Raw genomic sequence first — 16,923 nt, 5'->3', positions numbered from 1 at the left:
ATCCAATGCTTCCATCACCAACGGCTTGTTACTTCTTACACATTCCAGCACGATCTCTTTCGCCGTCTGCCGGATCTGATGTTTCCGTTGATTCTTCTTCTTTCCTCTTAAGGGCATCGGCACGGTCTTCAACAGCACACAGTTTCCGCAGGCATCCGTTTCACTCACGGCAATGTGATCCGCATTGATATCGATTCCAATCACGCCGTCTTGCTTTTCTTCCATCAATTCACGTTCTTCCATTTCCACAATCGCTTTGATAATGAAGTATTTCTTATGATCTTCCAATAGATAAGCGACCGCTTTCCCCGGTGTGTTGTGCGGCAGCTTCACCGCCCGTTCCAGTTCTTTGGCATTCGCGTGAAACTGGATCTTCAACCGGATTTCTCTGTTTTCACTGCTGCAGCGATAAATCAATACGCCTTCTTCAATATGATATTTGAATAGGCAATTGGAATACTTCCCCTGCCTGCGTCCGGGGATCATCATGGTTTTGTTTCTCTGATACCGGTATTCTTCAAGCCACGCTTCATGATTTCCAGCATAAACCGTCGTTCTGGAACGCGATAGCTTCTTCCCGCCAAAGCAGGTAAACCGCATTTTCTGATTCGCGGTGTTGAGCTGTTGCTGGGTGCGGTTCAATTTAAAGATCAATTGAGAGCGTTGATTCTTTAACTGTTTCCGGGTTGGCCGCAGCCCCTGAACCTCCAGTAAATAATCTTCTTGGGTTTGTTTGCCTTGTTTTGTTTTCTGCTTAAGCTGAGCTAACTGCTTATCGAGCCGTTGGATTTCTTTCTCTGTTTTCCGGATTTTCTTTTCCACGCTTTTCACTCTTGCTTTTAACGATTTCTTCCAGCGCTCATGGTTTTCAAAGTCTGCTTTCAATTGATGCTGAGCTTCCCATAGCGCTGTCAGAGGAAAATAATCATTCGTGTGATACCGGCGCTTCAGCTCTTTATGAAGCGATTCTTCAAATGGGAAGGGAATTCCCCGGGCTTTCAGCGTCAGATAACGATAAGCGGTATGGAGGATAGAATGAACCAGCTGGATATCCTGGCGAATAGCCTGAGCTTCTTCGGGAAGCAATTCATCATAGTAGATCCGATCGGAACACGTTATCGTTTTCATGAAGAAGACCTCGCTTTCAGAGATACCCATCATCTTTTGAGTTAATTATACAATAAACGTGATCTCATCTCAACGCATTTGAGTTTGTTTCATTCTTTTCATTTTCTTTTGCCTCTGACGCATCGAAATTCTTAGAATATAAAAAAACTGCCCAGAAGGAATCTGGGCAGGATTGACTAAATTCAGGGACATTCGTCAAAAAGAAGAAGGTGCATACTTTCAGGCATTATCGGCAGGAATCTCTGATTGTGCCTGAAAATGCAGCGTGACCCGCAGAATTTCACTTTCGGTGCCGAGGCGGAACGGTAATCCCCAGGCACCCATTCCACTGGTGACCAGCGCTTGCGGCTGGGTATCGCAGCGGCCGGCGACGCACGGATAAGCCAGTCCAACAACCAGGGAGAACGGCGCGACCTGTCCCGCATGAGTATGGCCGGAAACCTGTAAAAGCACGGCCGGGTTTTTCTCTTTCAGCTTGGGCTGATGATCGACGACGATCCAGTCGGCGTTCGAATTGCCGATCAAATCGTTTAACGCCAGGCGCGGCTGTGATCGGTCTTGACGGAATAACAGCTGAAGATGCTCGTCAATCGCGATGGTTTGATCGCGAAGCAGGACGATCCGGCTGGCCTGGATTTGTTGGAAATACGCTTCATAGCGGCGTTGGTGGTATTCGTGATTCCCTGCCGCCATATAAACCGTTTCCAGTTGGGAATGATTGACGGCGTCGAGGAATTCCTGCAGCTGTTTCGGCGTCGTGTATTCGTCGAACAGATCGCCGGCGATGATCACCGGCTGCTTCGGTGTTTGTTCCAGGAGGCGGATTAAGGCGTTGATTTCCTTCGCGTTGACGGAGGTTCCCAAATGCAGATCCGAGATTACGGTGAACTGCAGTTCTGCATGTGGAAACCGGGAGCTCAGCGTGAGTTGGAGATCGTGAACGGCAAGCGTATGCGCCTGCCGCCATCCTGTGACGCTGATTCCGCCGCTCAGCAGGACGCTGAGACTCAGCCAGCAGAACAGCCAGGTCCGCGTGCCGGTGGGCCGCAGCTGAAAAAGCAGCAGAAGCAGCGTGGAAACTGCCAGAAACACCAACACGCCCAAGGCCAGGGCCTGAACGAGTTGCGTAGAGCCCAGCGGTAAGGGCATGAACCGGACGATGAATATCAGCACCGCGATTCCGTCAAAAATCTGGATTTTTTTGCGAATGCCGGATGCAACATGACTGCGCTCGAGCAGATGCTGCTGAGCGACCAGACCCGCCAGAATTCCGGCCAAGACCAGAATTAATATCAATTTAAGCAACATAGTCTCACTTCCTATTCATTAGGATACCAGAGAAAACGAAAAATCAGCGTCAGAAAAAATAAAGAATTACGAAAACCGGCTTCAAAGAAGACCAGGACTAACTTGAGAGAATCAACTGAATGAAAATTGTTTCAGGAAGAAATTGAAAAAAGATCATCAAGAAGTCCAGGAAACCGGGGAAAAGACTTTAAAAGACCTGCGTTTTTTTCTATAATGAAAATCAGAATTGGAGTTGAAATCATGAAAATACTCGATTTGCGCAGTGACACGGTTACGCAGCCGACGCCTGAGATGCGGGAAGCGATCGCTTCCGCACTTGTCGGCGACGATGTGTATGGCGACGATCCGACGGTCAACGAACTGGAGCGTCAGGCTGCCGAGCGTTTAGGCAAGGAAGCGGCGTTGTTTGTTTCCAGCGGGACGATGGGGAATCTGTTAGGTGTTCAGTCGCAGACTCAGCGCGGGGATGAAGTGATCCTCGGAGCGCGGAGCCACATCATCACCCATGAAGTTGGTCATCTCGCTCAGATCTGTCAATGCATGGGGCGGACGATTGACAACCCCGACGATCGGATTTATCCGGACGATATCCGTCAGGCGATCCGGCCGGACGACATTCACGAACCGCCGACAACGTTGCTTTGTCTGGAAAACGCGTTGTCCAACGGCACAGTGGTGCCGCTGGAACTCATGCGGCAGGATTATGCCGCGGCGAAGGAGGCCGGGTTAAACGTTCATCTGGACGGCGCACGATTATTTAACGCAGCGACGGCGCTGGGCGTTGATGCGGCGGAGCTGGCGGCCTGTGCGGATTCCGTGACGTTCTGCCTGTCCAAAGGACTATGCGCGCCGGTCGGTTCAATGTTATGCGGAACGAAGGAATTTATCGCCCGCGCGCGGCGCAACCGCAAGCGGATCGGCGGCGGTTTGCGTCAGGCGGGATTTCTGGCCGCGGCCGGATTGATCGCGATGAATCAGATGAGCCTGCGGCTGGGCGAGGATCACGCCAATGCGAAAACACTGGCGGCGATGCTGGAGGAGCTGGACGGCGTTGCGGTGGCGAAGGATCAGCTGGATATCAATATGGTCTTTCTGACGCTGAACGGTCTGGCCGCGCCGGAGCGGTTTGTCGATGCATTAAAGGAACAGGGGATTTTAATCAACGGTGCGGATCACGGCGTTTACCGGCTGGTCACGCATTGGGGAATTGAGACCGCGGATTTGCCGCGGATTGCCGCAGCGATCGACCGCTGCAGAAAGGAACTGTAATGGATTACAAAACACGCCGAACCCGCGTCATGGAGACGATGCCGCAGGGTTCCCTGGCATTATTCTTTTCCGGCAAAGCGCCGGTTCGTTCGCTGGACGAGGCCTATCCGTTCTCGGTCAACCGCAATTTCTACTATCTGACAGGCTTGGATCGGGAAGCGATGACGTTGGCACTGATTAAAAACGGCGATTACGTTCAGTCGGTGCTGTTTATCGAGCCGTTTGATCCGGAACAGGCCCGCTGGGTCGGCGGCCGGATGAAACCGGAGGAAGCTCAGCAGCAGGCCGATGTCGACGCCGTGTATCCGAATGCGGAAATGCTGGATTTCATCCATCGTCAGATGAAGCTGAACCGCGGCAACCGCCGCATGAGCGTCGGGCTGGATCTGGCGAAGGAGAGCTGGGAGGAACCGGACGATCCGGCCTATCGGTTTGCCAGTCATGTGCGGCAGCATTATCCCAGCGTCGATCTGATCAACGTCCACGCGTCCCTGGCCCAGCTGCGGATGATCAAGGACGAGGATGAACTGAATCTGATGCGGCAGGCGCAGGAAGCGACGATCACCGCCGTCAAGGTGATGATGCGGCATTGCGCGCCGGGCATCAATGAAACTGAGCTGGAAGGGGTCTTCGACTTCGCTTTGATGAAGCAGGGAGTGCGCGAACATGCGTTCCCGACGATCTGCGCTTCGGGCGCCAACGCGACGACGCTGCACTACAGCCGCAACGATGAAGTGATCGAAGACGGCAGTCTGGTGCTGTGCGACCTGGGCGGCGCGGTCGGTCATTACTGTGCCGATATCACGCGCACCTATCCGGCCAACGGCCGTTTCACAGAACGCCAGAAACAGATTTACGATATCGTGCTGGAAGGTCAGCGGCGGGTGATTGCCGCCATCCGGCCGGGACGAACGCTGCGTCAGCTGAACCAGGTGCTGGTAGATTTTTACAGCGAACAGCTCGCTGCGATCGGTCTGCTGGATCATGGTATGACTGTGCGGGATTACTACTTCCACAGCGTGTCGCATCATCTGGGCCTGGATACTCACGACGTCAACATCGCGAATCTGCCGCTGGCAGCGGGGATGGTGATCACCGTGGAGCCGGGACTGTACCTGGAAGCGGAGAGGATCGGCATCCGGATCGAGGACGATGTGCTCGTCAGCGAAACCGGAGCGGTCAACTTAAGTGAAAAGCTGCCGCATACGACGGAAGAAATAGAAACGTTCATGAACAAGGGGGAATAAACAATGGACAAACTTCAACGTGATGAATTTTACAACTACCGCTTTTTATCCAATCTGACTGTATCGCCGGAGAAAACGGCGGTGGCTGTGACGGTCTGGCAGGCGGATCCCAAAAACAATAGCTACACAAGCAACATCTGGGTTCGCAAGGATCAGGGATTTGCGCAGCTGACGGCGATGGATAAGGAAAGCAGCTTCATCTTTGACGAGGAAACGACGATCCTGTTTGCGGCCAGCCGCGACAGCCAGGACAAGAAGAAGGCGGAAGCCGGCGAGCCGTATACTGCGTATTACCGGATTTCGTTAACCGGCGGGGAAGCGGTCAAGGCCTTTACGGTACCGTTAAAGGCGATCGGGATCTGGAAGCTGGACGTCGATCTGTATCTGATCAAAGCCCGCACGGATGCCGGCATCGGCGATTTTGCGGCGATGAGCGAAGAACAGCGCGAACAGGTTTTGAAGGCGAAGAAAGACAACGTTGATTATGAAGTTTTCGATGAAATTCCGTTCTGGTCCAACGGCGGCGGATTCACGAACAAGCTGCGGAACACGTTGTATGTCGTCGATGCGAAGGCGAAGACCTGCACGCCGATCACCGCACCGCTGTTTATGACCGGCGACGTCGACGTGAAGGAGGGCAAGGTGCTGTATACCGGCGAGGAATACACAAGCCGTCCGCAGCGCAAGGCTTCCGTCTATCTGTATGATGTGAAAGCCAAGACGACGGAATGCATTTATGATAAAAAAGAATATTCGATTCACGAAGCCGCGTTTTTCGGTGAGGCCATCGTGCTGGCGGCTGCGACGACAACCCGCCACGGCAATAACGAAAACCCGTATCTTTATAAGCTTGATCCGGTGAGCCATGAGGTGACGCTGTGGGCGCCGTATGAGTACAGTATGGGCTCCTCGGTCGGCTCCGACTGCCGTTATGGCGGCGGCTGTGGTTTTGCGGCGGATGAGAAAGCGCTGTATTTCTTAACGACGCGCGAGGACAGCTCGCATTTGTATAAGATGGGCGCCTGCGGCTGCATTCAGCCGGTGATCGAGCTGACCGGCTCTGTCGATCATTTCGCGCTGGCCGACGGTAAGATTCTGTTTGCGGGCATGCTGGGGCAGAAGCTGCAGGAAATCTATGAGTACGATCCGGAAACCAAGACGACTACCCAGATTTCCGACTTCAACGAAGCGGCGTTAACGAATAAGTATGTCGCAGTTCCACAGCGGTTAAGCGTCGAATCGGAAGGCACGACGATCAACGGCTGGGTGCTGCTGCCGAAGGATTATGATGAAACGAAGCGCTATCCGGCAATCCTGGATATTCATGGCGGACCGAAGACAGTGTATGGCGAAGTCTTCTATCATGAGATGCAGGTCTGGGCGAACGAAGGCTATTTCGTCTTCTTCTGCAACCCGATCGGCTCCGACGGCCGCGATAATGAATTTGCGGATCTGCGCGGCAAATACGGCACCTGTGACTACAACAACATCATGGATTTCACGGATGCGGTGCTTAAGCAGTACCCGGCGATCGACGCGCAGCGTGTCGGCGTAACCGGCGGCAGCTACGGCGGATTCATGACCAACTGGATCATCGGCCATACTTCGCGCTTTGCGGCCGCGGCCTCCCAGCGCAGCATCGCCAACTGGATTTCGTTCTATGGCGTTTCTGATATCGGCATGACCTTCGGACCGGACCAGCAGGGCGGCAATATCTACGACGATACGGAAAAGCTGTGGTGGCATTCCCCAGTCAAGTATGCGCGCGCCTGCACGACGCCGACGCTGTTTATTCATTCGGATGAAGACTACCGTTGTCCGATGGCGGAAGGCTTGCAGATGTATACCGCTCTGGTCGATCTGGGCGTTGAGTCCAAGCTTGTGTATTTCAAGGGTGAAAACCATGAACTGAGCCGGTCCGGCAAACCGCTGCACCGGATGAGAAGATTGAACGAGATCACCGACTGGATGCAGTCGCATTTAAAATAAACCAGAGAATTCATGACGATACCGCTTAGCGCGGTATCGTTCTTGTATTCCGCGTTCCCGCATCAGCCGTCGCTTCGAAGATGGCTTAGTGCGTATAACTACTGACACAGAGCCTGTTGGGCCGATGCTCTTTATGAAATCGCGAATAGAAAAGGAAACAAAAGTCATGATTAAAGGAATTGTAATGGACTTGGATCAGACGCTGCTGCATAATGACAAACAAATTTCACGCTATACCCTTCAAGTTTTAGAACAGGCAAAAAGACAGGGACTGACGCTGTTTTTCGCTACCGGACGTTCTGTGATGCGAATCGAGAACTATCGGCGTCAGGTTCAGCCGGAGGGTTTAATTTGTCTCAACGGCGGCCTGAATCTATGGCAGGGACAGAGAGTTTCTCAATATCCGCTGAATCCCACGTTGGTTAAAAGTGTTGTCGAAAGACTGAATGGGCTGTCAGGCTGCCGCTTAACGCTGACGTATGCTGAGACGATTTTTACAAATGATCCGCAAACGCAGCACGATGATCCGATCTATCATCGCGCAGACCTGCCGGGTTGCCCGATGGATTCCGTGCTGAAAATTTCGATCAATCTGGATTCTGATCAGGAAGCGGCCTGGCTGAACAGCCTGGACTACACCTGTCTTGCGAACGCGCATGAGCCAGGTTATTATGTTCTTGTCAGCTCCGTTGTCAGCAAACTGACAGGAGCGCGCGATCTTTGTCGGCGCTGTGGTTTGGACTTGTCGGAATTGGCTGTGTTTGGCGATGACTTTAACGATCTGCCTTTGCTTCAAAATTGTGGAATAGGAATTGCGGTGATGAACGCTCATCCGGAAGTCAAGGCGGCCGCTTCACAAATTTGTTTCAGTAATGAACAAGACGGCCCCGCGCATTGGATCGCAGAGGTTTTGCTGAAAGAGAAACCGGAGTTTTAAAGTGAAAGTTCTGAGTAACATTTTCAAGTCGGAAAAGGGAAGATGCGCTCATTTCAGGATCACAGTGATCAATTTTTACGAGGGAGGATTAGATGGAAAAGCGTAATGATCAACTCCGCGGTGCGATCTATGGGCTGGCTGTGGGCGACACCTTGGGTGTTCCGGTAGAGTTCATGGAACGCGGAACTTTCCGTATCGAAGGAATGCAGGGATATGGGACGCACCGACAGCCCGAAGGAACCTGGTCGGACGATACAAGCATGACGCTGGCAACCTGCGATGCAATCCGGCAAACAGGTGAAATCGACGTGGAAGCCATCCGCTCGGCGTTTTGCAACTGGCTGTTTCATGGCAGTTATGCGATTAACCAGGTTGTGTTTGATTGCGGAAATACGACCGGACAGGCGCTGGTTCGGGGTTACGGATTTGCGGATTTCAAGGCCAATGGCAATGGTTCGTTGATGCGGATTCTGCCATTAGCGTTTACTGAGGCTGATGCGGAAACAATTGCGGCCGTTTCCGCGATCACGCACGGCCACGCCATTTCGGTGTGCGCTTGTCAGATCTATATCGAATGCGCTCGAACCTTGATAACAGGAAAAGATCTTGCTGCAATCTTGCGGAATCGAAATGAAGCCGCGCCGTTTCACCGGTTATCTCAATTGGAGGAGTTGGAGGAATCGGAAATCCGGTCCAGCGGGTATGTCGTCGATACACTGGAAGCCGCGTTATGGTCGCTGCTTCACAGTCACAGCTATGCCGAAATGGTGCTGCGGGCGGTGAATCTAGGCAATGATACGGATACTGTCGGCGCGGTGGCCGGCGGACTGGCCGGAATCCTGTATGGAATGGAAGCCATTCCTGCAGCCTGGCTGGAAACGTTGCGCGGCAAAGACATCATCGAAGATTGTCTGTTCTGACGATGTGATTGGTAACGGTAGTCTGACGTCGTATTGTAATTTCAGGCGAGGTTGATGATTTTTATGCCGCGGATTTAGAAATGAATGAAACAGGACTTTGAAACTAAAAAAAGGAACGCCGTAACGGGTTTGATCATCCGTTTCAGGGCGTTCCTTTTTTAGTTATTCTTCTGGATTTTCAGCGGGTTGATCCTGTGGGACATCGCTGCCGTCTGGATTTTCGTCAGTGCCGGCTTCGTTACTGCCGTCGCTTTGATCCGGGTTGTCTGGCACAGAGTCTGTTTCAGGCGCCGGTTCTGTGTGTTCCAGACGATAAACGACGATTTCGGCAGGGGAGAACAGGCGTACGTCCATGCGGGTGGTGCCGGTGCCGTTGCTGACGTCAAGGAGAATGTCGTCAACCTGATGCTTGCCACGGTAATAAATTTCGGCATAATTCGCCCGGTAAAAGGTACCCAGCAGCGGAATGTAAATCTGGCCGCCGTGGCTGTGGCCGGCTAACATTAAATCCGTCTGGTCCTGCGGCAGCCGCAGCACGGTATCCGGCGTATGGCACAGGGCGATCGTAAAGCTGTCCGGAGAGATGTTCTGGTATGCCGCTTCCGGATCCGGATTGCCCAGCATCTCGCTTTCCAAACCGACTAATGAAATCGACTGAGTGCCGCGGTTGCGGATTTTCACGGACTGATTGTTCAAGACTTCAAAGCCCGCTTCAAACAACAAGTGACTGACCATTTCCCCGCTGCTCTGCGATTCCAGATCATGGTTGCCCAGCACCGCAAATTTTCCCAGCGGCGCTTTTAACCGCGATAAAGCGTTGCGGATCGTATCCATCGCCTGATCGTCTGGCCATTGGTTGGCAGGGTGATCAAATAAATCACCGCCGAACAGAATGACGTCTGCGCCGACGCTGTCAATTTTCTCGATCAGCGCTTCCAGCCGTGAATCGTCGACAAAGGCGTTATAATGCACGTCGGAAAAAAATAAAATCTGAAGACCGCTCAGGGCTTCTGGAATCTTTTCTGAACGGATTGTTTCTGTCCGGATCCGCACCCGCTTTGGCGCGATTTCCGTGGCGTCTAAATAAAGCACGCCCGCGCCGGCGATCAGAAGCAGAACAATCAAGGTTATTTTCAGGATTTTCTTCATGAGAACTCCTTTCGTCATTCTATTTTATCATAAGCGGCGGGCAAAAAGAATCGCGAAATCAGCGGAATTCACAGACCGGTGATGAATGACGGACGCTCAGCCTGGGAACACTAAGCACGAGGTGGACTATGAAGAAAAAATCAACTGCCGTCCGTTTTAACGGGCTGTTTCTGTTTTCGTATGCGGCCGGCGCAATCGGCACGACCCAGACAATTCCCTATCTGGTCTCGATGGGCTTTGAAGGCACGCAGAAAGGGATTATCCTGTCCGGGATGGCGATCTCAACACTCGTCACGCAGTTTCTGTTCGGCTATCTGTCGGATAAATTCAAGGGCTGCCGCTGGTTTTTCCTGATCAGCTTCGGCGTCTTTTTCATCGGCGACGTCGTGCTGTTCGGCTTCCGCTGGCCGCAGTTCTGGTACCTGTTGGCGATGATCTCGCTGACCGGCGGCATTGCCCGGACATGGCAGGGATTAGAAGATACGTGGGTGCTGCAGATCGATGAAACCAAGCCGGTTTACAGCCGGATCCATGCCTGGGGTGCATTTGGCTGGGCAATCGGCAGCTGGGCTGCGGCGATTTTATTAAACTGGCTGGATTTCCCGGTCATCGCCGTGCTTGTGTTTCTGACCAGCTGCGCTACGCTGTACTTCGCGTGGAAGCAACAGGACGCGCAGCGCGCCAGCGGTAAGGTCGTCAAAGTAGCGGACTTAAAAGAACTGGTGAAAAATAAAGCCTATATTCTGTTGGTGCTGATTCTGCTCGTCCTGTTTGGGATGGGGACAGCGGACATGTATATCGTCGTCGACAAGGTGATGGCGATCGGGGGAACCAGCTTCCACGTCGGTGCGAAGTGGGGCCTGCAATCGCTGATGGAAATTCCGATTCTGTTAGTCGGGGACAAGCTGATGAAGAAATACGATCCGGCCAACCTGATGCTGGGGGCTTCCGTCCTATTCGGCGTGCGTTTTGTCGTTTACAGCCTGATTCAGAATCCGTGGTGGATGATCGCCGCGGCGGTCTTTCAGATGGTCACGTTCCCAATCATCATTATCAGCTCCAAGCTGATGATTGATGAAATTATTCCGGAAAAGCTCAAATCCAGCGGCCAGATGGCGGCGATGAGCGTGTATATGGGCTTGTCACTGTTAATCATGCCCGTGTTTTGCAGCTGGCTGTCCGAGGCAATCGGGTGCGACCCAGCGCTACTTGTCGTCGCCGGGTTTGCGGTGCCTGCGATCGTTTTGATTCTGATGTTTAAAAAAGCCCGCGGTCCGCTTCAAAAAAAATCCCAGAATTCGCTTCGCCGGTGAACGACCGGCTTTTCTTACGGCTTGAAAGCCGGGCTTCTTTGTGTTACGCTATCGCAGGGTAAAGTAAAGGAGCCAAAGACGATGACAAAAAAATGCTACCTGTTGGATCTGGACGGCACGATGTACCGCGGAACGGCGATTATCGAGGGCGCGAAGGTCTTTATCGATTACTGCTTGAAGGAACAGCTTCCTTTTCTGTTTTTAACGAATAATTCCGGACGCACGCCGCGCCAGGCTGCGGATCACATGCTGAAGATCGGCTATCAGGGAATTGAGCCGAAGCACTTCTATACCTCGGCGATGGCGGCGAGCGATACGATGATCCGGCGGTTTCCCGATAAGAAACGGGCGTACATGGTCGGGGCCGAAGGGCTGCGTGAAGCGCTGCTGAACAATGGCTATGAGCTGGTGGATGACCAGGCTGATCTGGTGTTTATCGGTTTGGATAAGGAAGGAACCTGGGAAAAGTATTCACTGGCGCTGCGGCAGGTGCTGGCCGGGGCGATTCTGGTCGGCACCAACAACGATCGGATCTTGCTCAGCGAAGCGGGAGCCAACTGCGGCAACGGCTCAACGGTGGCGCTGATGGAATATGCCAGCTCGCGCGAGGCGGTCAAGATTGGCAAACCGCATGCCGCGATTATCGAAGGCGCGCTGGCCTATCTGGGCTTGGGCAAAGACGAGGTGGTGATCGTCGGTGATAACATGGAAACGGATATTCTGTGCGGTGTTCAGGCGGGGATTGAAACAATTTTAGTAACGACAGGCGTGCATGACCGGCAGGCGGCCGCGGCATATTCCTTCGCTCCGGATCATATAATTGAAGACCTGAGGGAACTCATGGACTAAGGAGGAGGATGCCTATCGGCACGCTGGAAGCAATTCAACAAGGCGGACTGGTGCTGTATGCCTGTCTTAAGGCGTTTCTGCCGCTGCCATCGCTGGAGGTGGTGCTGATTCCGTTGATTCTTAAAAATCCGGACGGCTGGCTGCTGTACGCAATGGAGGGGGCTGTCGGCACGGCAATCGGCGGCTGGATCGGCTATCAGATCGCAAGGCGGGCCCAGCAAGCCGTGCTGCGCAAATTTGCCAGCGAGCAGGAGATCGCATCAGGCAGGCAGCTGATGGACCGCTACGGCGTGCTGGCGGTGTTTATCGGCGGCGTCACCCCGATTCCGGATTTCCTGCTGGCTTATCTGGCCGGCATGACGCAGATGGCCCTGATTCCATTTCTGCTCAGCGACGGCACAGCACGGTTATTGCGGAGCGTGCTTGTCGGCTGGTGTATCCGGACGCTGGGCTATGTCGTCGATATCGAGCGCTGGGGCACGGTGATTTCGTTAGTCATGGTCGCATGGCTGTTATTGCGCTGGGCGCGCAGCGACGGATGAAGCCAAGAAAAAAGGCCTCCGTTCCAAAGGGCCTTTTTCCTTGTTTATAAGGGGATAGAATGTTTCTGTACGATAATTTTTTTAAAGGGGATATTATGTTAGTTCGTAGGAGAAGAGGTTATCGTACAGGCAAGAGGTCTTCTCGCTCTTGCTGAATATAATATACCAGAGAAGTATAGGCGAAATATGTCGAAATTGTGTTAAAATGTGTGATTTTCTTAAAAACTTTGATTATAATGAAACAGGAACATAGAAATGAGGAAAGAGAATGAAGAAACCCATGATTGCCCTGACTGCCCGGATCGGTGATTTCCAGGGACAGAACCGGATTTTTGATAATCAGACGTACTTTGACGCGGTCGCGCTGGGCGGCGGCATTCCGGTGCTTGTGAATTACGGCAGCGACGAGGATTATGAAGCGATTGCCGAACGTTTCGATGGATTGTTAGTGACCGGCGGCGAGGACCTGGATCCGGCGTTATTCCATCAACTTGCCCATCCGTCCGTTGAGCTCACTGATCCGCGCATGGACACGTTGGACCTTGAGCTGATCCGGCGCTTCGCGGCGAAAGGAAAACCGATCTTAGGCATCTGCCGGGGGATCCAAAGCATTAACGTGGCGTTCGGCGGCACGCTGATTCAGGATCTCAATACCCAGTATCCGGCCATGCGTCCTGCCGGACACCAACAGCACAAAGCCGATCCGAAGCCGGCGATGGACGCGCCGTTTCATGACAATACCTTCGTGGAGGGGACGCTGCTGTATGAACTGTTCGGTCCGCGGCATGCGGTCAACAGCTTCCACCATCAGAATATCGACAGAGTTGCCGACGGCTTCGTCGTTTCTTCCTGGAGCGAGGATGGGTTGGCGGAAGCGATAGAAAAGGATAAAATCCTGGCCGTGCAGTGGCATCCGGAACGCTTGACGGCGGATCCAAGCCACCGTGCGATCTTTGAAACATTTGTTCGCCAATGTCAGAAATAAAATTAGACAAATTCCGTAAAGTGTCTACAAAAACCGTTTAGTTAAGCCTTTTTTTAGAATTTGTATTGACAAGAAACCATAAATTAAGTAATATTCTATCAGGTCATAGGACCTGGATTGATTCATCTGTTATTGTTTTTCCCCCACCCATTCAAACAATAATAGATCCCCCCCAAGAGATAGAATCAATTCTGATAAGAGGACATCTTCGGATGTTCTTTTTTTGATTTCTTTTGGTTTTTGAATCGCAGCTTTGTTCTGTCCGATGCTGAGGTTCTCAGATTTCATCGAGAAAAACAAGGTCGGTTGGATAAACATTTTCATTTGTCTTAGATAGGGGAAGGAGGGAAAACTTATGGCATGCTTAGGTGTTTTTGAAGATACTGTGGATCCCGATCAGCCGATTCTCACGCTGCGGAAAACCGCGCGCGTATTTGTGATCAATCCGCAGGGGCGGATCGGGATGATTCATGTATTGGGACAAGATGAATTCGGTCTGCGCGATCATCTGGAAAGCTGCGGCGGCGGGATCGAGGCCGGGGAGAGTGCGAGCCAGGCTGCCGTCCGGGAAGCGCGGGAGGAACTGGGTGCGGTGCTGACGGATTGGATCGAACTGGGCTGGATAGAAGACGAATATCATCGGCTGCAGCGGCGCAATCACAGCACGTTCTTCGTCGCGCATTGTGAACCGGTATTGCATCCCCGATCGTTGACGGCCAGGGAGCGGCGGATGATGGCGGAGCCGGTATGGCTGTGTCCGGAAGAAGTGGAACGGCGGCTGAATCCGGAAAATAACCAGGGCATCGGACTGTTGATCGCCCGGCGGGATTTCTGCGCCTGGCAGGAAGCGGTGCGCCGTCATCAGATCCCCTAAGAAAAAGAATCCTCGGACGGGGATTCTTTTTGAAAGTTCAGTTTATCTGTTTGCGTTTCTTATTTCATGCTTTTTCTGACGGTCAGGTCCGGCGCAGATGATACAGAACCGGCGCTGCCGGCCGGCCGTCGGTATAGGATCGCACGCTCCAGGCCGAGCCTAGTTGCTCGATCCAGCCGACGACGGCCTGCCATTCTTCCATGCCGCCCGCATGGCCGCGGTAACAGGCCAGCGCCAACAAGCCATCCGGCGTCAGATGGGAAACGGCGGCGTCCAGTGCCGGCAGCGTTGTTTCGGGCGTCGTAATCAGCGGGCTGGAAGAATAGGGGAGATACCCCAGGTTAAAGACGATGATCTGAGCCGGCTGCGTCAGCCAGCGCGCCAGTTCGGCATGATCGGCCTGAATGACCGTTACGTTGGCGAAGCCGGCAGTTTTTTTCTGTGTTTTCCTCACCGCTTCGAGCTGGATGTCCAGCGCCAGCACGTTGTCGGCCAGACCGGCGAGGAAAACGGTGTCGTTGCCGCCGCCGCAGGTGGCGTCGACGGCCAGGTTGACATGCTCGAATGTTTCCCGGATCCAGCGGTGATTAACGGTATTGATATTTTCAGCCATGCGCTGCCCGCTTGCCCTGCCATGTCTTCTCCCGGGCCATAAGCTTGTCGATCTCATTGAGGACAATCGTCTTCTTTTGAGTCCACTGCGGCGCGATCAGCGCATCCGAGGCGCCGTCGCCAGTCAGCCGCTGAATGATGATTTCCGTTCTTAACAATTCCAGCTGGCGCACGACCAGACCGACATATTCTTCGCGCGACAACAACGGGAAGGGCTGTTCGGCATAGCTGTATGCCAGCTGCGTATCCTGCATTAAATGAAGCATGTGAAGCTTGACGGCGTGGATGGGCAGCAGGTTGATCTGCCGCACGGTTTCCAGCATCATTTCTTCATCTTCACCCGGCAGACCATCGATCAGATGAACGCAGATTTTTAACGGAGTCAAGGCCAGGCGCTGAACGGTTTCGACCACCTCGGCATAACTGTGACCACGGTTGATCATCTGCGCGGTGGCGTCGTGAACGCTCTGCACGCCCAGCTCCAGCCAGATTTCCTTGCTTGCGCAGCAGGATGCCAGCCAGGCGATCTTTTCCGGTTCCAGGCAGTCGGCGCGGGTCGCGATCGCAATCGCCGCGACTTCCGGCCGGTCTAAAAAGGGTTTCACGCAGGCCTGAATTTTAGAAAGCGGACCATAGGTGTTGGTATAGGCTTGAAAATAGGGAATAAAGTCGGCGTCCGGCCATTTATGGCGCATGACGGCCTGGCCTTTGATATATTGGTCTAACAGCGGTTCAGTCCGGTCTCCGGCAAATTCCCCGCTACCTGAGCTGGTGCAGAACGTACAGCCACCATAGCCGCGGGTGCCGTCGCGATTGGGACAGGTGAATCCGCCGTCCAACGGAACCTTGGCGATCTTTTTGCCAAAACGATGGCGCAGATAATAATTCCAGGTGTGATAACGCTTGTTGTCATCGGAAAATGGAAAAGGATTAACGGACTTCATGAGCTTCTCCTAATGGGATGTGTTTCAATTCGTCGATCAGCTGGATCAGGAGCTGGCTGATCGCTTCGAGCATCGCTTCGCCCCACGAAGCGGAAGCCGTAGCCGGGTGATCAGGCCCGGTCCAGCCGTTGTCGCAGATCGCGGCGATGGGTTGGGGCATCGTCAGCGTTACCCCCTTGAACTGAACGGTTTTAAAACCGGTTGTCGTGATATTCTCACTGAGCGGCTTCAGCGTGGATTCACGGCAGCGCTCGAAATGGACGGCTTGCGGACAGATCGCAAGCATCGCTGCCGTTTCTTCCCCGCCGCCATGGCCGCCGCCCCAGGCCGGGTCGATTTCTTTGGCCATCTGCCACCAGTTGGCGATGATTCCAAGATCGCCCTGGCTGTTCAATTTCAAAGCGACCTGTTCCAGCGCCGGCAGATTGCCGCCGTGGCCGTTCAGAAACAGAAACCGCCGCGCGCCATGAGCCCGCATACTGTCGACGATCTCCTGCAGGACGCGCCGCAGCGTTTCCGTGCTGAGACTGACGGTGCCGGGAAATCCCCGCAGATAGTCGCATGAGCCATACGGCAGCGCCGGCAGCACAAGGATTTCCGTCTGCTTTTCAATCCGCTGCGCCAGCGCCTCGGGAACAAAAGTATCGGCGCCTAACGGATTGTGGACGCCGTGGCATTCCAGACTGCCGGTGATGATCATCACGCTGTCGTTCGTTTTAAAATAAGCCTGAACGTCAAGCCAGCTTGTTTCTATACTAAACATAAGCAAATCTCTCCTTATCTCTTGATTAGTGTAAGCGATCCGGCTGTTTTTTTCAACTCGGTTGACGATTGCGGCTTCTTTGCGCGCGCAGGAA

The 16,923-nt window shown here is 53.3% G+C and carries 16 protein-coding genes; 10 read left to right on the top strand and 6 right to left on the bottom strand.

The window, feature by feature from the left end; all coding sequences use genetic code 11:
* Both DWY25_RS16230 and DWY25_RS16225 read right to left on the bottom strand, forming a co-directional pair.
* On the bottom strand, positions 1-1,128 hold a 1,128-nt coding region (locus DWY25_RS16230), incomplete at its 3' end, for a hypothetical protein (protein ID WP_147336707.1).
* A gap of 219 nt (positions 1,129-1,347) precedes the next feature.
* The gene (locus DWY25_RS16225) at positions 1,348-2,436 is read right to left on the bottom strand and encodes a metallophosphoesterase (RefSeq protein ID WP_117896103.1); all 1,089 of its coding nucleotides are present in this window, start codon (positions 2,434-2,436) and stop codon (positions 1,348-1,350) included.
* A gap of 240 nt (positions 2,437-2,676) precedes the next feature.
* Between DWY25_RS16225 and ltaE the strand changes: the two genes are divergently transcribed.
* From ltaE to DWY25_RS16200, 5 genes are all read left to right on the top strand, one after another.
* Entirely contained in the window at positions 2,677-3,705 is a 1,029-nt protein-coding gene (ltaE, locus tag DWY25_RS16220; protein ID WP_244926002.1) for a low-specificity L-threonine aldolase, read from the top strand.
* Positions 3,705-4,952 carry a M24 family metallopeptidase gene (locus DWY25_RS16215; RefSeq protein WP_117896101.1) on the top strand — a complete coding sequence of 416 codons (1,248 nt, stop codon included), beginning with the start codon at positions 3,705-3,707 and terminating at the stop codon, positions 4,950-4,952. The genes ltaE and DWY25_RS16215 overlap by 1 nt, the downstream gene beginning before the upstream one ends.
* Before the next feature lie 3 nt (positions 4,953-4,955).
* Entirely contained in the window at positions 4,956-6,941 is a 1,986-nt protein-coding gene (locus DWY25_RS16210; protein ID WP_117896100.1) for an alpha/beta hydrolase family protein, read from the top strand.
* Between the two features lie 166 nt (positions 6,942-7,107).
* Complete coding sequence (locus tag DWY25_RS16205) at positions 7,108-7,878, top strand: HAD family hydrolase (RefSeq protein ID WP_181981877.1); 771 nt, start codon at positions 7,108-7,110, stop codon at positions 7,876-7,878.
* 92 nt (positions 7,879-7,970) lie between these two features.
* Positions 7,971-8,798, top strand: coding sequence for an ADP-ribosylglycohydrolase family protein (locus DWY25_RS16200; protein ID WP_117896098.1), 828 nt, complete (start codon positions 7,971-7,973; stop codon positions 8,796-8,798).
* A 162-nt stretch (positions 8,799-8,960) separates the two neighbouring features.
* Here the strand turns inward: DWY25_RS16200 and DWY25_RS16195 are convergent, their stop codons facing one another.
* Complete coding sequence (locus DWY25_RS16195) at positions 8,961-9,947, bottom strand: metallophosphoesterase (RefSeq protein ID WP_181981876.1); 987 nt, start codon at positions 9,945-9,947, stop codon at positions 8,961-8,963.
* 128 nt (positions 9,948-10,075) lie between these two features.
* Between DWY25_RS16195 and DWY25_RS16190 the strand changes: the two genes are divergently transcribed.
* The 5 genes from DWY25_RS16190 to DWY25_RS16165 all read left to right on the top strand — a co-directional run bounded on the left by DWY25_RS16190 (position 10,076) and on the right by DWY25_RS16165 (position 14,510).
* The gene (locus DWY25_RS16190; RefSeq protein WP_117896096.1) at positions 10,076-11,260 is read left to right on the top strand and encodes an MFS transporter; all 1,185 of its coding nucleotides are present in this window, start codon (positions 10,076-10,078) and stop codon (positions 11,258-11,260) included.
* An 81-nt stretch (positions 11,261-11,341) separates the two neighbouring features.
* Complete coding sequence (locus DWY25_RS16185) at positions 11,342-12,109, top strand: HAD-IIA family hydrolase (protein WP_039865092.1); 768 nt, start codon at positions 11,342-11,344, stop codon at positions 12,107-12,109.
* An 8-nt stretch (positions 12,110-12,117) separates the two neighbouring features.
* Positions 12,118-12,651: a YqaA family protein gene (locus tag DWY25_RS16180; protein WP_006060586.1), complete on the top strand. Its 534-nt coding sequence runs from the start codon at positions 12,118-12,120 to the stop codon at positions 12,649-12,651.
* A 268-nt stretch (positions 12,652-12,919) separates the two neighbouring features.
* Entirely contained in the window at positions 12,920-13,636 is a 717-nt protein-coding gene (locus DWY25_RS16175) for a gamma-glutamyl-gamma-aminobutyrate hydrolase family protein (protein ID WP_117896095.1), read from the top strand.
* 355 nt (positions 13,637-13,991) lie between these two features.
* Positions 13,992-14,510 carry an NUDIX domain-containing protein gene (locus DWY25_RS16165; protein ID WP_117896093.1) on the top strand — a complete coding sequence of 173 codons (519 nt, stop codon included), beginning with the start codon at positions 13,992-13,994 and terminating at the stop codon, positions 14,508-14,510.
* An 82-nt stretch (positions 14,511-14,592) separates the two neighbouring features.
* Here the strand turns inward: DWY25_RS16165 and mnmM are convergent, their stop codons facing one another.
* From mnmM to DWY25_RS16150, 3 genes are read right to left on the bottom strand one after another with little or no spacing between them, the layout of a single operon-like run.
* Positions 14,593-15,123: a tRNA 5-(aminomethyl)-2-thiouridylate-methyltransferase MnmM gene (gene mnmM, locus DWY25_RS16160; RefSeq protein ID WP_181981875.1), complete on the bottom strand. Its 531-nt coding sequence runs from the start codon at positions 15,121-15,123 to the stop codon at positions 14,593-14,595.
* Entirely contained in the window at positions 15,116-16,066 is a 951-nt protein-coding gene (mnmL, locus tag DWY25_RS16155; protein ID WP_117896091.1) for a tRNA modification radical SAM protein MnmL/YtqA, read from the bottom strand. The genes mnmM and mnmL overlap by 8 nt, the downstream gene beginning before the upstream one ends.
* A complete protein-coding gene (locus tag DWY25_RS16150; protein ID WP_181981874.1) occupies positions 16,053-16,829 on the bottom strand; it encodes a creatininase family protein in 777 nt (258 codons plus the stop codon). Before DWY25_RS16150 ends, mnmL begins: the two co-directional genes overlap by 14 nt.
* Positions 16,830-16,923 lie beyond the last annotated feature (94 nt).

It is taken from the genome of Holdemania filiformis (assembly GCF_003459085.1).
Taxonomy (GTDB): Bacteria; Bacillota_I; Bacilli_A; order Erysipelotrichales; family Erysipelotrichaceae; genus Holdemania; species Holdemania filiformis.
Note: the sequence above shows the minus strand (reverse complement) of the source record. Positions and strands in the feature narration are given on the sequence as shown.